We start from the raw sequence: 13,797 nt of genomic DNA on the forward strand, positions 1-13,797 counted from the left end.
GCTGGCGCTTTCCCCGAAAACACACAGCTCCCGCCTACATTGCGAGGAGAGAGATATGCGTATGCCAAACAAAGACCCCGGATCCTATGGGTTACTCGTATGGGTTCTCATTGCTGCCATGTCAATTTATGGCGGATTCGTTAAATACATCATCGACACCAAGACAAACAAGACCGCATGGAGTTGGGTTGCTGCGTTCGCTCAGGTTGCCGTGTCTGGTTTCGCAGGTTTGATCGGTGGGCTGATAAGTATTGAATCGGGACTAAGCATCTACTACGTGCTGGTTGTATCCGGAATGTCCGGAACAATGGGTAGCGTCGCTCTTAGCTTCTTCTGGGAAAGAATTACTGGGCTGAAAAATGCAAACAATTAATCCTCAAAGAAAAGCGTTCCTCGACATGCTTGCCTGGTCAGAAGGTACAGATAACGGTCGGCAGCCAACAAATAACCACGGATACGATGTGATCGTAGGTGGTTCGTTGTTTACCGATTACTCCGATCATCCGCGAAAATTGGTCACGCTGAATCCGAAGCTTAAATCGACAGCTGCCGGGCGCTACCAGCTTCTTTCCAAATGGTGGGATGCGTACCGCAAACAACTCGGGCTGAAGGACTTCTCGCCAGCCAGCCAGGATGCCGTTGCTTTGCAGCAAATTAAAGAGCGGCGCGCTCTGGAATTAATCGACGACGGAGACATCCATCAGGCTATCGATCGCTGTAGCAATATTTGGGCGTCACTACCCGGTGCCGGTTACGGGCAGTACGAGCACAAAGCAGACAACCTCATTGCCAGATTTAAACAGGCTGGCGGAAAGGTTAACGAGCCAAAGTCATGAGCCGCTCAACGGTCATCCTCTGGTCAGCAATCGCCTGTCTGTTTGCCTCTATGTCTTGGGGGATTAATCACTACCGCGACAACGCCACCGAATACAAGAAGCAGCGCGATGAGAAAACTCAGGCGCTGAATCTGGCTAACGCCACCATCACCGACATGGCAACCCGGCAGCGCGATGTAGCTGCGCTTGATGCCAAATACACGAAGGAGCTGGCTGATGCTAAAGCTGAAAATGATGCTCTGCAGCGCAAGCTTGATAATGGTGGTCGGGTGCTCGTCAAAGGAAAGTGTCCAGTGCCAGCCTCAACCGAAACCTCCAGCGCCTCCGGCATGGGCAATGATGCCACCGTCGAACTCTCTCCAGTTGCTGGACGAAACGTTCTCAGTATCCGATCCGGAATCGTCAGTGACCAAACCTCACTGAGGACGCTGCAGGAATACATCAACACGCAGTGCCTGAAATAAATACTCTTTGCAAAGTACAAAGTCCTTTTAATGAGCCTCGCGAAATGCGGGGCTTTTTTATGCCCGCAGTAAACCGCGCATCGCAGCGCATAACAATCCCGAGTCTTTCAGAAAGCTGAGCCTGGGAACTGCCGTATATGGTGGCGACCATCTCGGGGCGGCTTTTCTGTGCGAACAGGCTCATCTTTCTAAAAGGTAAAGACGCTATGAATAATCCGTCAGTTATTCCGGCCTTCGATTTCCGCGAAATGGTCACGACACTCGACAACAAGATAATCACCACATCGCTAAAGGTGGCTAACTATTTTGGTAAACGACACAAAGACGTATTGCGAGCCATCAGAAACCTTAAATGCTCCGATGATTTTACCCAGCGCAATTTTGCGCCCATTGATTTCATTGATAAAAATGGCGATGTTCAGCCTATGTATAACATCACCCGCGATGGATGCATGATGCTCGTGATGGGATTCACTGGTAAAACAGCCGCCGCAGTTAAGGAGTGTTACATCAATGCCTTTAACTGGATGGCTGAGCAACTTAGCAGAAGAGTTGCCATGGGCGAAGAAATGCAGCACCGCTACGCCATCAAAGAAACACGCTCAAAGCTGAAAGGCACGATCGGCAGCCGGTTGATGAACGAGCGGAAGAAAGAGAAGCGCGTCCTGGCGCTTGAACATGACCACATCATGCAGGTGACCCAGCCAGAATTGCTGATTGGTTGATCGCGACATTACAGAGGCTCTTCACCGAGGGGCTTCGATAATGATTTGTGTAATCCCGCAAGGATGGTGATCACATCTTGCTGACGGGTAAGCCGTAAGTGGCCAAGCACTTCTGAGAAGCAGAGTAACAGCTGCGACAAGGTTAAGAGGTAATCATGCCAGACATCTACCAAATCACGCTAACCACCCAAACAGGCGAAACCTTCACGGGCAAGATGTCACGGCGTCAGCCTGAACTGGTTAACGGATTTGTTCCGCTGGCTACAGAGACTGGCGAGTGGCTTTACTTCGCTCCTGGCGACGTGAAGCGCGTGAAGTTCACGCCATTGGAAGAGAGTATCGAAGAAAAGGGCGAATGATCGCCCTAATTGTTAACCGCGAGCCTCTCGACCTTCTTCATCTTCAGGAACTCGGTATCGCCAGTATTTATCTGGCTTAACCCAAACGACATTTTCTCCACTATCAACTCGGAATTTATTGATCAACTTTGTTGATAGCGCTTGGTTGCCATCCGCATTTTCTTTCAGGTGTTGCTCATTACCACTCTTTATCAGGTAATCGACAACATCTTGCTGATAGAGGCATCCGTCGGTTGTTAATGTGGACAACATCCAAGCTGTAACATCGGGAATATTTAAATTAGACGCGTTTGGGTTTACGGCTTTGGGTTTGTGTTTGTCAAAGACTCTTCGGTAAAACGTCCTTTTTCAAGTTTTTTTCCTGCAAACCATTGGCAAGTGTAATCACCAGTAAAGGCGCCTCCAAATTTGTGTATTTCATATACTGACATCTCTGGACCGCCTGATTTCAAATACACAGAATCACCAAGTTTAAAAAGCGCTTTTCTTTCAGTAGAAGAGTTACTCATAACTGATTTCCATATTAAAGAGAACATATGGCACTCACCGACAAACAAGAAATGTTCTGTCGCGAGTACCTCATCGATTTAAACGCCACGCAAGCGGCTATTCGGGCGGGGTACAGCGCAAAGACAGCTAACCGCACTGCGTCCGAAAACCTGTCAAAACCTGACATCCAGTCCAGAATTGCCGAACTTAAGGCGCAACGCAATGATCTGGTTGGCATAAATGCGACATACGTCCTGAATCGTCTCGTTGAGATAGACCAGATGGACGTGCTCGACATCCTGACCTCGACCGGAGAGTTGAAGCCGGTCTCTCAGTGGCCGAAGGTCTGGAGGACGACATTATCCGGGCTGGATGTCGTCGAGATGTCAGCCGAGGGAAACACCGCCGCACTGCTCAAGAAGATTAAGTGGCCTGATAAGGTGAAGAACCTTGAGCTGATTGGTAAGCACATCGATGTCCAGGCATTCCGTGAGCAGGTGAAAACAGAGCACGTAGTTGATTCAATATCTGACCTGATGGATTCACTGTCTCAGGGGGCGTAATGAAACCTGAGCACATCAAGCTGCTGGCCGATAAAGACTGGCGGCTGAATAACCTTTACTGGATCACCGACAAAGAAGGTAAGCCCACGCGCTTCAGGATGACGCCTGAGCAGCGGGAATACTTCGAGGGGATCCACACCCGCAACATCATCCTGAAAGCACGCCAGCTCGGATTCACTACCGAGGTGTGCATCATCCAGCTCGACGCGGCCCTGTTCGAGTCGGCAAAGTGCGCGCTGATCGCCCACACGCTGAACGACGCAAAACGTCTGTTCCGCGAGAAGGTGAAGTACGCATACGACAAACTGCCGGCAGAGATAAAGGCAGCCAACCCGGCGAGCAATGACTCTTCCGGCGAGCTCGTCTTTAAGAAGGGTGGATCGCTGTACGTCAGCACGTCATTTCGTGGCGGTACGCTGCGTTACCTGCACGTTTCCGAGTTTGGAAAGATATGTGCCAAGTATCCAGACAAAGCCCGTGAGATCGTCACTGGTGCGTTTGAGGCGGTATCGACTGGATGCTTCGCTACTATCGAGAGCACGGCAGAGGGTCGGGCGGGTTACTTCTTCGATTACTGCCAGACGGCAGAGAAAGCGTTGCTGCAGGGGAAGCCCTTATCCGCGCTGGACTGGAAGTTTTTCTTCTTCTCATGGTGGAAGAACCCGCAGTACGCAATCGACCCGGTTGAATCGTTGCCGGTGCGCCTGCTTGAGTACTTCGCTGAAATGGAAGCGAAGCACGGCGTAGTCGTCAACGAACGACAGAAAGCCTGGTACTACGCCAAAGAGAAAACGCTCGGCGACGACATGAAGCGCGAATACCCGACCATTCCGGCCGAGGCGTTCCAGCAGTCGGTCGAGGGCGCGTATTACGCCAAACAGTTCCGCTGGCTGTACACCAACAAGCGGATCGGGCAAATCCCGGATAACTCACACCTGCCAGTTCATACATTCTGGGATATCGGTGTGGGGGACTCCACGGCGATATGGTTCGTTCGCGAGGTGGGCGAAGAGTTCCACATCATCGACTACTACGAAAACTCCGGCGAGGGGCTGAGGCACTACATGAAGGTGCTGAAAGACCGCGGCTATGAGTACGGTGAGCACTGGGGTCCACACGACATCGAAAACCGCGAGTTCGGCGCTGACGCCAAATCGCGCAAAGAGCTTGCACAGGAAGGCTATGAAATTGACGGCCAGGTGTACTCGATGACATTCAACGTTGTGCCTAAAACTGGTGTCGATACCGGCATTGAGTCGGTGCGTGAAATTCTCCCGTCCTGCGTCTTCGATGAGGAGAAATGTGCCGAGGGCATATCTCACCTCGAAGGCTACCGCAAGGAGTGGGACGACAAGCGCGGGTGCTGGAAAGACAAACCGCTTCATGACTTCACATCACACGGTGCTGACGGCTTCCGTTACTTTGCAGTTGCGAAGAACAACCACAAGCAGGTCGGCGCAGTATTCTTCTAAGGAGCTCATCAGTGAGTGAATTAAGCACCGGGGAACAGTTCCTCGTTAATGCCCTTGCTGATGCTATCGGGCGGCAGCGCATGCTGTACGCGGGCCAGCCGGGAAACACCAAACGCACGAAGTTGTGGGATGAGTTCGGCTATCCGAACAGTCTCGAGTTCGACCGCTATTATCGGGCTTATGAGCGCAACGCGGTAGCTTTTGCCGCCGTTCATAAGCTCCTTGATTCGTGCTGGGTTGATAACCCAACAATCATCGACGGCGACGATGGCAAGGAGTCAACCGAGACAACGGACTGGGAGAAGTCAGCTACTAAATTGCTGAAGAAGCACTGGCCAAAAATTAAGGATGCGGATCGCCGTAATCTCGTTGGCCGGTACTCGGCATTGCTCATTCAGTTCCGCGACGGCAGGGAGTGGAGTGAACCGGTAGACAGGTCGGTGGTGGCACGACTGAAAGACAAGGCCATTGTTAAGCTGATCCCCGCGTGGGAATCGCAGATCAAGCCAGGCAACTTCGACACCGACACGCTATCAGAAACGTACGGCCAGCCAGTTTCATACAACTTCAACGAGCAGCCAGTTGGCGATGATGGTACGTACGGCCCGGTGCGCGGCGTTACCGTACACCCTGAGCGAATCATCATTCTCTGCGAAGGTTCCGAAGACGAAAACATGCTCTCCGGCGTGCCATTCCTGCGCGCTGGGTATAACAAACTGCTCGACCTTGAAAAGGTATCGGGCGGCAGCGCAGAAGGGTTCCTGAAGAATGCCAGTCGTCAGCTTGGGATTGCGTTCGACAAAGAGACCAACATTGCGAACCTGACCAAGGCAGCCACAGATGCTGGCTACAAAGACCTTGGAGAAGCGCTTAACGACAAAGTATCCAAGATGAACCGTGGCACTGATGCGGCCCTGGTAATGCAGGCCGGTACGCCTTCGGTACTCTCCGTTGCAGCTGCAGATCCTTCTCCTACATGGACAGTGGCCGCCAACGAGTTTGCATCTTCGATTCAATGCCCGTTCACCATTCTGTTTGGTCAGCAGACGGGGCGACTTGCCTCCGATGAGGACAAGACAGACTGGGCGAAGCGCTGTAACGGCCGCCGCTGGGGATTCCAGTCGACGATTGTAGAGAGCGTGCTTGAGCGCTTCTGGACCGTGGGCGTCATTGACCCGCCATCATCCGGAGAGGTCACGCTGGCATGGTCTGATCTACTCGCACCGAGCGAAAAAGAAAAGATTGCCAACATGCAGGCAATGGCTGTCGTGGCGAAAGATACCCAGCAGGCATACGGCACTCCGGCAGTGGATGAAAACGAAATCCGCGCAGTCGGCGAGCTGGAGCCTCGCAAGGTCGTTCAGCCACCTAACCCTGATGTGAAGCAAACCGATAAGGATCCGCTGACAGATGATGATGACAGCGCAAACCAGAATCGGGACGCCGATCGTACCGCGCAATAAAGCTGACCCCACGCAGTCATCGCGTCAGGTCAGCCGGATGTTCAATGATATCGAAGACAGGTATCTGAACATCAAGCGCAGGCTTAAGGCACTGTTTGATCTTAGGCTTACCGGGCAGCAGCGTGAGGCAAACGCACAGCAGTCCTGGATGATGTGCAACAACGAGGGCGCTGAGCCTTCGTTGTATCAGGTCAATGCCGGTAAGTTCATCTATGACATGACCGCCGCTGAGCTGGCCGACCTGCTGCAGGTAGTTCAGTCGATTCTGGATGATGAGCTTCTCGATGGCGGCAGCCAGAACCTGTGGGCGATGGACTACGTCATTGCAGAGTATGACCGCGGTACGCTGAACGCCTTCACCAACCTTTCGGTGCAGTCACAGGTTTACGCCAGCCAGACCACGCTACAGCAACTTTTAAGCAGCCCAGGCTATCTGAACCAGATAGCGGCGGCCAGACTGACAACGTTCAGCGACTGGAAGGTCATCAGCGACACTACCCGCGGCGATCTGACCAGCATCGTCACAGATGCGGTAGCGCGCGGCGTGAATCCTCGCGAAACGGGCAGCGTCATCAGTAAGCGCCTCGATGTCAGCATGTCGAAGGCTAAGACCATCGCTCAGACTGAGCAGGTCGGCGCGCTGCGGCAGGCTCAATGGAACGAAACAGACTGGGCCGCCGACCGGCTGGGGTTGAAAACTGGCCTGTTGTGGCTGTCAGCGCTCAAGCCAACGACGCGTACCTGGCACGCCAGCCGTCATGGCAAGGTCTACACCACCGAAGAGGTGCGGAACTTTTACGCTGAGAACGGCAACCGGTACAACTGCTATTGCAGCCAGATTCCGGTGCTGCTCAACGACGACGGCAGCATTTTCAACGAAGGGCTGGCTGATAAGTTGGCGAAAGAGCGAATATCATGGCAAGGGACTTAATTGTAATAACTTTTGGTAGTATGATTAGGCATCATAAGAAAAAACTTAAAAATGAACTCATATGAACCAGCAAGAAATCGAAGTTGTTAATGAACTTGCGCTAGTTTCAACTCAGCAAGAACTTGATGCTTTAGAAATAAAATTATCTCTCAATTTTTTAAGTGAAGCTGACGCGCTACAGATTGAAAGCCTTCGTGGAACGGTGCTGGATTGGAGCGGTTGGTTCCAAAATGAACACGAAAATCTTACCAACAAGTTTACTTTGTCGGTATCATCAAAGGGTAGACCACCGATCACCATCGGTGCCGCAGTGTTCTCTTATGATATGGAAAATCAGTTGGTCAACATCCATATGATTGAGCACTTTAAGCGACAAGTCCATGATGATCATCTTGTTAAGCGTATGGGTTTTGTGGCTCTTAACGTTGCTCTTGTTTTTGCTAGGACAGCGAAAGCATCTGTGATACGCGTGGTTAATCCTTTACCGTACGCTGTCCCTTACTACAAGTACCTCTCATTCGACTTTGTAAAATCGGACTTGATGGAGTCTACGCTTCAAAACATCGATGAAACGTTACGCCGTTTAAAAGAATCGCGCGGGCAACATGATTTTGAGGTTGATGAAGATTAATCATTAATATGCAGTGGAACGTTGGCATTGAAGGTAGTAAACTACATATGTTGTTAACTGGAGGTGAAAATGAGAACTGTTCAAGAAATACTTGACTCTATGAGCCCTGAGCTGCGCAAAAATGCTATGCAGGCTCTAGAGGAGTCCAGCTTCTTTGCAGCATCTTTGGCTCAAGTTCCTTCCCCGTCTGCTTTAAATGGAAAGGCAGAGACATTAGATAGCTTTATGGAAATGCCTATTTCCTTTGCTTAATCTAATTAAAACCAAATGCAAATAGGGTCGCTTCGGCGGCCTTTTTTATTGCCTGAAATCCACATGAGGCCCTTGCATGACAGTCTATTGTTGCTGTGGTTGCGGCCGTATCGTGCGCTACCAGTGCGTAACTGCGCTGGATTATTTCCCTTGGTGCTGTAGAGCGCCGATGCTACGAAAAATCCAATAACGAGGATCAAGCATGAAACGCAACCGCGTTAACGTGCTGACCGTCTTCAACTCCGCTTCAAACATCACCACTGAAACCATCGACGGCAAGCCACATATCGTGGTTCGTGGCATCACGCCTGTCGTGGACGATATTGTGATGAACCGGAAGTTGTACCCGGCAGCAGAAATCGAAAAGGCCTACAACACGCTTGAGCGTAACCCGATGCCGCTGGGTCATCCGAAAGTGGACGGCAAACATGTGTCAGCGCGCGATGTCCGGGCGGTGAATGAGTATCACGTCGGGGCCTGGTTACAGAGCGTCAGCCACAAAGACGGCAAAGTGACGGGCGATATGTACGTTAACCGTCAGTACGCCGAGTCAAGCGAGAAGGGAAAACGCCTGATTAACCGTCTGGATGAGATGCTGGCCGGTACCAACTCCGACCCGATCCACATCTCCACCGGCCTGCTGTATTCCGGCATCGCCGCCAACGGCGAGTCAAAGGGCAAGAAGTACAACGAAATCGCCACCAACATGATGTTTGACCATGTGGCGGTGCTGCTTGATGAGCCTGGCGCCGGAACGCCGGAGGAGGGGGTGGGCATCTTCGTTAATGCCGAAGGTGATGAGCAGCAGATCGAAGTTGCCCGCCTTTCTGATGGTATCGACTGCACCCGTGATGGCCTGCTCAACAAGACCAAATTCTTCTTCACCAACGCCTCTAACTTCTCTTTCGACGACATCTCCCGGGCTATCAGCGACAAGCTGCGCGAGGGTGACGCCGAAGATAAGTGGCTTTGGCCTGAAACGGTGTGGCCGGACAGCTTCATCTACCGCAATGACACCAAATACCTGAAGCAGAAGTACCTCATCGATGATGACGGCAAGGCCGTGTTCGTCGGCGAACCTGTAGAAGTCGTGCGCAAACCCACTGAGTACGAGATTAAAACCAACGGAGAGAACGATCCGATGAAAGAACTGATTATCAATGCGCTGCAAGCCGCTGGTAAGCCGACTGAAGGCAAGTCCGACGCCGAGCTGATGGACGCATACAACCAGATGAAGGTCGAAGAAGCCACCGCCAAGAAAAAAGGCGATGAAGAAATCGACCCGGAAACCGGCAAGCCCAAGAAAAAAGAGCAGGCCACTAACTCGGGGCATGAGCAGCAGAACGAAAAGTTGATGGAGCTTATCTCAGCCGCTGTTAACTCTGCAGTAGAGCCACTTAAAGCGCAGTTGAATGCCAGCTCTGACAAAGAGAAAGGCGAAAAGCGCTCAGCTGTGAAGCTGGCGATGAACATGAGCGATGAAGAAATCGCAGATCTGGACGGCAAGGCGCTCGACGCCATGTACGCCAAGTGCCACACCTCTTTCGGCCTGAACGCTGCATTCCGCAACCAGGCTACCAACACCCAATCAGTCAGCGAAATGCCGGAGTAAAAAATGGCTAAAGACGGAAAACACGTAATTCACGCCGGTGGCGTATTCCCTAATCCGCTGCTCAACCGTGAAGGCCGCGCCACCGCGGTCAAGCCCGGCACCCTGGGCTTCTTCGATGCTGGCGTCTTTAAGGTGTCGGTAGATGGTAGCGAGACAGCGATTATCTATGTCGCAGACTTCGATTATCTGCGCTGCAAAACGGTAGATGACACGTTTGCTGTCGACGATCTGCTGGTGGGCATCCATCCGCTGCCGGGAATGTTCCTGAATGTGCGAGCTGCCGCCGGTACCTACAAAAAAGGCGACGCTCTCTCAATCGTCAACGGCCAGGTGAAGAAGTGGGCCACTGGCGAATCAGATCGCTGCTATTGCGATGAAGAGCGCTCAATCACCGCCGCTGCTGGCGACCTCATTCGCGTAGTGATTAAGTAAGGAGTCACTGAATGCTTGTTTATTCTAAATCGCTGGGCGAAAAGACCGGCAACCTGGCCGTGAACCAGTACCAGTTTGGTATGCTGACGCAGGAGCGTAATGCTGCCTTGAACCATCAGGGCATTAACGTAATGCAGGAAATGGCTGATCGCCTTAACGCAGTCAACCAGCTGAATGGCATCAACGCTGTTCGCTCACCTGCTGATCTGTACAAGGCCTTTGACCAGACTGTGCTGCGTCAATTCCAGCCGAACACTGAGTTCACACTGTTCAACGACCTGATGCCGCTGTCTCGTTCGGTGCGCATCAACCAGACCGTGTATGAATACGCTAAATCTGGCGGCCGTATGTGGGCTCACACCTCCATGTCAGGCCAGATCGGCGCGGCGCTGGATGCAGTGCAGTACCAGTACGACGGTACTATGGTTCCTGTGCACGATACCGGCTTCAAGTTCCACTGGCGTGAGCCTCGCCTGAACAACCCGGATGCGTTCGACATCATCTCTGATGCTCAGTTCGAGTCCACCAACGAAGTCCGTCGCCAGTATGTGGATTACATCTACAACGGCTATCGTGACGCAGAAGGCAACTACATCAAGTTTGATGATAAGACCTGGAAAGGCCTGAAGAACGACGAGCGTGTGGCTCTGGTTGATCTGGGTGCATCTGGTCTGAATATCGACTTTACCAGCGCATCCGCCACGGCAGAGCAGATCCGTAATGCGGGGATTAAGCTGCGCGACACTCTCAAGCTGACCAACAATCAGTACGCAGAGCAGACCTGGTATGTGTCGAGCGCCATCATCTCCAACCTGGAGCGCTACTTCAGCGACAACTACCAGTCTGACACCATTCTGCAGGAGCTTCTGAAACTGTCCGGCATTTCCGCGATTAAAGAAGATGCTCAGCTGACCGGCAACCAGATCCTGATTGTTCCGCTGACTGCTGGCGTGATTGCTCCGATTGTAGGCCAGGCGTTCGGTACCGTTGCCGATCCGCGTCCGTACTACAACAGCGATTACATCTGGCGCACCTGGGGTGCCGCTGGCCTGATGGTTAAGACCGACATCAACAGCAAGAAGTCCGTCATCTACGCGCACAGCTAAGGGGTAAGACATGGCACTGGTAAAAGTGATTAGCGATAACCTTTTCTCCGGTGCCAATCTTCAGAAGCTGGAGGTTGGCGCAAAGGTGGAAGTAAGCGAAGAAACTGCGAATAAGTGGAAAGCCGCTGGCCTAGTGGAAATCGTGTCAGGTAGTGATCGCAAGCTTGAAGTTGCCACGCCGGGTGATAATCCTGCAGAGCAGGCAGAGCAGGCAGAGCAGGCAGAGCAGGCAGAGCAGGCAGAGCAGGCAGAGCAGGCAGAGCAGGCAGAGCAGGCAGACACCTCCGCTAAATCGAAAAAGGCGAAATAACCATGGCTGACCCAATCACAGCGGCAGACGTGCAGGCGTTCCTCGGTGAATTGGGTTACTCCATCCCGGGCGCGCTGCTGGATCCGATTCTCTGCGTGGTGAACAAGATTATCCCGTGCCTCGATGGCGCTGGCTATGACGAGTGCACCGCGAAGCTGATCCTGATGTATGCCGCAGCGCTTATGGCAACGTCGTCCGGGGCTCGCCGAATAAAATCACAGGGTGCGCCGTCTGGCGCGTCACGCTCGTTCGATTACGATGCTGACAGCATCACCTGGTTGCGCGACTCGCTGGCCAGACTTGATACCAGCGGCTGCACCAGTGAGTTGCCAATCAGCGCCGGTAACAGTGTTGGCCTGTTTCTTGTTGTTGGGGGCTGCTGATGACGTTCAAATCAGTTAAGCACGGGCTTCCGCGCTTATTCACCCGCGTCTGGGTGATGACTGACACCGGGCGGGAGACGACCGGCTACGTTAAATCGGACGGCGAGTGGTTCATTAACTGCCCGCGCATCCGGGCGACTGGCGCGAAGGTTTTACGCTGGAAGGAGGGCTGATGTCATCGGTAGCGAACTGGAGCTATACAGCCACGGCGACCATCTGGCGAAAGCTGGAAGGCAATGATGAATACGGCGATCCGCTGGGCTATGCCGAGCCTGAGCAAATCCTCTGTGATTACGAGGGCGGGCTCAGCAAGAAGTTAGCCAGCCTGGGTGCCGAAATCGTCGTCAAGAACACCGTCTGGACAGAGTTTGCGCTGGCGGCGGCGGGTGATTACTTGTTGATTGGCGTATCGACCGAAGCCGACCCGGTTGTGGCCGGTGCCGACGAGGTGCGGCAGGTTATCCGCTACGCCGACACTTTCGAGCGTGTGACTGATGATTACGCCATCCTTACTGGAATCTGATAAACCTGTGCAATAATAGGGGAAAAAATTACGTGGATTGAAAGGTAATGGGATTTCAATATTGGTTCACGGTGTGCGCGGTTTTTTTGGTTGGCCCAATCTCCTTGGTACAATCGTTTGTCTACTGTCGTCGGGGTGTTTATACCAAAACATTCAAAGGAACGCTCCGAAAGGAGTACATTCACGTGGATGAAAAGCCTATTGAATTCTGGTTCAGCATTATCTTTCACATGGTAATGGGCATGGCGATGATTGTTTTAGGCTTCTGGTTTTTAGATGACCTACCTGCTTTTCATGGTTGGTACACTGAAATTCGCGCAATGCTCCCTTTTTGATTCACCGTTTAAATGACACCAAACCTCGCTCAGGCGGGTTTTTTTTATTGCCTGGAGAAAGCTATGGGCATCAAAGTGAAGGGCATCAGCCAGGCGAAAAAGCACCTGAGCGATGTCATCAATGACGTTAAGGGCCGCAAGGTAATCCGCGCGCTGCAGTCGGCGATGATGCTTATCGGCACCCGGGCGGCATATTACACTCCGATCGACACCTCAACGCTGATTAACAGTCAGTTCCGGGAAATCGACGCTGGCGGCGTGCTCATCACCGGGCGAATCGGTTACTCAGCCAACTATGCCGCCTACGTGCATGAGGCGTCAGGCAAGCTGAAAGGCCAGCCGCGCGCGCACTTCGGCGTGACCAGCAACCGGTCTGAGTTCGGCCCGCAGAAACCGAAAGAGTTCGGCGGCGGGACCGGAAAGGGCAACTACTGGGATCCACATGGTGAGCCGCAATTCCTGACCAAAGGCGCGAATGACGAGCGCGATAACGTTGACGCGGTGATGCGCAAGGAGCTTTCGCTATGACACCCATGATGCACGAGCGGGTGCGCAACATGTTCGGTGACGCCGGGCTAACGACCGGATTTACGGTGCAGCAGCTGATGTACGACGACCCGGGTGACCAGTCGAAGGCGATCATGGTGTTCAGGCCAAACGGCGGCTCGAATATCCGCACCGATCTTGGCTCTGAGTATCACGTCCTGGTCGACGTCGTAGGCGCAAAAGATAAGCGCAAAGACGCGCTCAACGCTGTGCAGCGCATCGTCGATTATGTACAGTCCAACCCCATGGCAGACGAATGTGTCGGCTACATCCAGAACATGGGCGCAATCCCCGCGCCGGTGCTCACAGAAGAAGGGAGAATAGTCTTCCGACTCCAGTTCGCCTGTACTTACGGCGAATAGCCA

Annotated in this window: 22 protein-coding genes; 20 read left to right on the forward strand and 2 right to left on the reverse strand. The window is 52.8% G+C overall.

The window, feature by feature from the left end:
- Positions 1-55: 55 nt before the first annotated feature.
- The 5 genes from OGV52_RS19500 (at position 56) to OGV52_RS19520 (ending at position 2,384) form a co-directional block, all read left to right on the forward strand.
- Positions 56-373 carry a phage holin family protein gene (locus tag OGV52_RS19500; RefSeq protein WP_287108976.1) on the forward strand — a complete coding sequence of 106 codons (318 nt, stop codon included), beginning with the start codon at positions 56-58 and terminating at the stop codon, positions 371-373.
- Positions 360-836 carry a glycoside hydrolase family 24 protein gene (locus OGV52_RS19505; protein WP_287108977.1) on the forward strand — a complete coding sequence of 159 codons (477 nt, stop codon included), beginning with the start codon at positions 360-362 and terminating at the stop codon, positions 834-836. The genes OGV52_RS19500 and OGV52_RS19505 overlap by 14 nt, the downstream gene beginning before the upstream one ends.
- On the forward strand, positions 833-1,300 hold the full coding sequence (locus OGV52_RS19510; protein ID WP_287108978.1) for a lysis protein: 468 nt from the start codon (positions 833-835) through the stop codon (positions 1,298-1,300). The genes OGV52_RS19505 and OGV52_RS19510 overlap by 4 nt, the downstream gene beginning before the upstream one ends.
- A 206-nt stretch (positions 1,301-1,506) precedes the next feature.
- Positions 1,507-2,025, forward strand: coding sequence for a Rha family transcriptional regulator (locus tag OGV52_RS19515; RefSeq protein ID WP_152960167.1), 519 nt, complete (start codon positions 1,507-1,509; stop codon positions 2,023-2,025).
- A gap of 155 nt (positions 2,026-2,180) precedes the next feature.
- Entirely contained in the window at positions 2,181-2,384 is a 204-nt protein-coding gene (locus tag OGV52_RS19520; protein ID WP_287108979.1) for a hypothetical protein, read from the forward strand.
- A gap of 12 nt (positions 2,385-2,396) precedes the next feature.
- Here OGV52_RS19520 and OGV52_RS19525 read toward each other — a convergent pair whose 3' ends face one another.
- Positions 2,397-2,657 carry a DUF6953 family protein gene (locus OGV52_RS19525; protein ID WP_502873810.1) on the reverse strand — a complete coding sequence of 87 codons (261 nt, stop codon included), beginning with the start codon at positions 2,655-2,657 and terminating at the stop codon, positions 2,397-2,399.
- 23 nt (positions 2,658-2,680) lie between these two features.
- Positions 2,681-2,893, reverse strand: coding sequence for a YodC family protein (locus OGV52_RS19530; protein ID WP_075262093.1), 213 nt, complete (start codon positions 2,891-2,893; stop codon positions 2,681-2,683).
- Between the two features lie 27 nt (positions 2,894-2,920).
- Between OGV52_RS19530 and OGV52_RS19535 the strand changes: the two genes are divergently transcribed.
- From OGV52_RS19535 to OGV52_RS19605, 15 genes are all read left to right on the forward strand, one after another.
- Entirely contained in the window at positions 2,921-3,436 is a 516-nt protein-coding gene (locus OGV52_RS19535) for a terminase small subunit (RefSeq protein ID WP_044704358.1), read from the forward strand.
- Positions 3,436-4,908: a terminase large subunit gene (locus OGV52_RS19540; protein WP_287108980.1), complete on the forward strand. Its 1,473-nt coding sequence runs from the start codon at positions 3,436-3,438 to the stop codon at positions 4,906-4,908. Before OGV52_RS19535 ends, OGV52_RS19540 begins: the two co-directional genes overlap by 1 nt.
- Positions 4,909-4,988: 80 nt before the next feature.
- On the forward strand, positions 4,989-6,371 hold the full coding sequence (locus OGV52_RS19545) for a DUF1073 domain-containing protein (RefSeq protein ID WP_287109091.1): 1,383 nt from the start codon (positions 4,989-4,991) through the stop codon (positions 6,369-6,371).
- Entirely contained in the window at positions 6,325-7,302 is a 978-nt protein-coding gene (locus OGV52_RS19550; protein ID WP_287109092.1) for a phage minor head protein, read from the forward strand. Before OGV52_RS19545 ends, OGV52_RS19550 begins: the two co-directional genes overlap by 47 nt.
- Positions 7,303-7,363: 61 nt before the next feature.
- Entirely contained in the window at positions 7,364-7,933 is a 570-nt protein-coding gene (locus OGV52_RS19555) for a hypothetical protein (RefSeq protein WP_287108981.1), read from the forward strand.
- Between the two features lie 69 nt (positions 7,934-8,002).
- Entirely contained in the window at positions 8,003-8,185 is a 183-nt protein-coding gene (locus OGV52_RS19560) for a hypothetical protein (RefSeq protein ID WP_286471016.1), read from the forward strand.
- Positions 8,186-8,387: 202 nt separating this feature from the next.
- Entirely contained in the window at positions 8,388-9,797 is a 1,410-nt protein-coding gene (locus OGV52_RS19565) for a DUF2213 domain-containing protein (protein WP_287108983.1), read from the forward strand.
- A 3-nt stretch (positions 9,798-9,800) separates the two neighbouring features.
- A complete protein-coding gene (locus OGV52_RS19570; protein WP_032104751.1) occupies positions 9,801-10,229 on the forward strand; it encodes a hypothetical protein in 429 nt (142 codons plus the stop codon).
- An 11-nt stretch (positions 10,230-10,240) separates the two neighbouring features.
- Positions 10,241-11,335 carry a major capsid protein gene (locus tag OGV52_RS19575; RefSeq protein WP_232584975.1) on the forward strand — a complete coding sequence of 365 codons (1,095 nt, stop codon included), beginning with the start codon at positions 10,241-10,243 and terminating at the stop codon, positions 11,333-11,335.
- A gap of 10 nt (positions 11,336-11,345) precedes the next feature.
- Positions 11,346-11,645 carry a hypothetical protein gene (locus OGV52_RS19580; RefSeq protein ID WP_287108990.1) on the forward strand — a complete coding sequence of 100 codons (300 nt, stop codon included), beginning with the start codon at positions 11,346-11,348 and terminating at the stop codon, positions 11,643-11,645.
- A 2-nt stretch (positions 11,646-11,647) separates the two neighbouring features.
- Positions 11,648-12,028, forward strand: a complete 381-nt coding sequence (locus OGV52_RS19585; protein ID WP_287108991.1) for a DUF7370 family protein — start codon at positions 11,648-11,650, stop codon at positions 12,026-12,028.
- Positions 12,029-12,200: 172 nt separating this feature from the next.
- On the forward strand, positions 12,201-12,551 hold the full coding sequence (locus tag OGV52_RS19590; RefSeq protein ID WP_142417436.1) for a hypothetical protein: 351 nt from the start codon (positions 12,201-12,203) through the stop codon (positions 12,549-12,551).
- A gap of 185 nt (positions 12,552-12,736) precedes the next feature.
- Positions 12,737-12,886 (forward strand): hypothetical protein, encoded by a 150-nt coding sequence (locus OGV52_RS19595; protein ID WP_232584968.1) that lies wholly within the window; start codon positions 12,737-12,739, stop codon positions 12,884-12,886.
- A gap of 63 nt (positions 12,887-12,949) precedes the next feature.
- Positions 12,950-13,414, forward strand: coding sequence for an HK97 gp10 family phage protein (locus OGV52_RS19600; protein WP_232585356.1), 465 nt, complete (start codon positions 12,950-12,952; stop codon positions 13,412-13,414).
- Positions 13,411-13,794, forward strand: a complete 384-nt coding sequence (locus tag OGV52_RS19605) for a phage tail termination protein (protein ID WP_287108993.1) — start codon at positions 13,411-13,413, stop codon at positions 13,792-13,794. Before OGV52_RS19600 ends, OGV52_RS19605 begins: the two co-directional genes overlap by 4 nt.
- Positions 13,795-13,797: the final 3 nt, after the last annotated feature.

The organism is Citrobacter sp. Cb041 (assembly GCF_030336655.1).
Lineage (GTDB): Bacteria > Pseudomonadota > Gammaproteobacteria > Enterobacterales > Enterobacteriaceae > Citrobacter > Citrobacter braakii.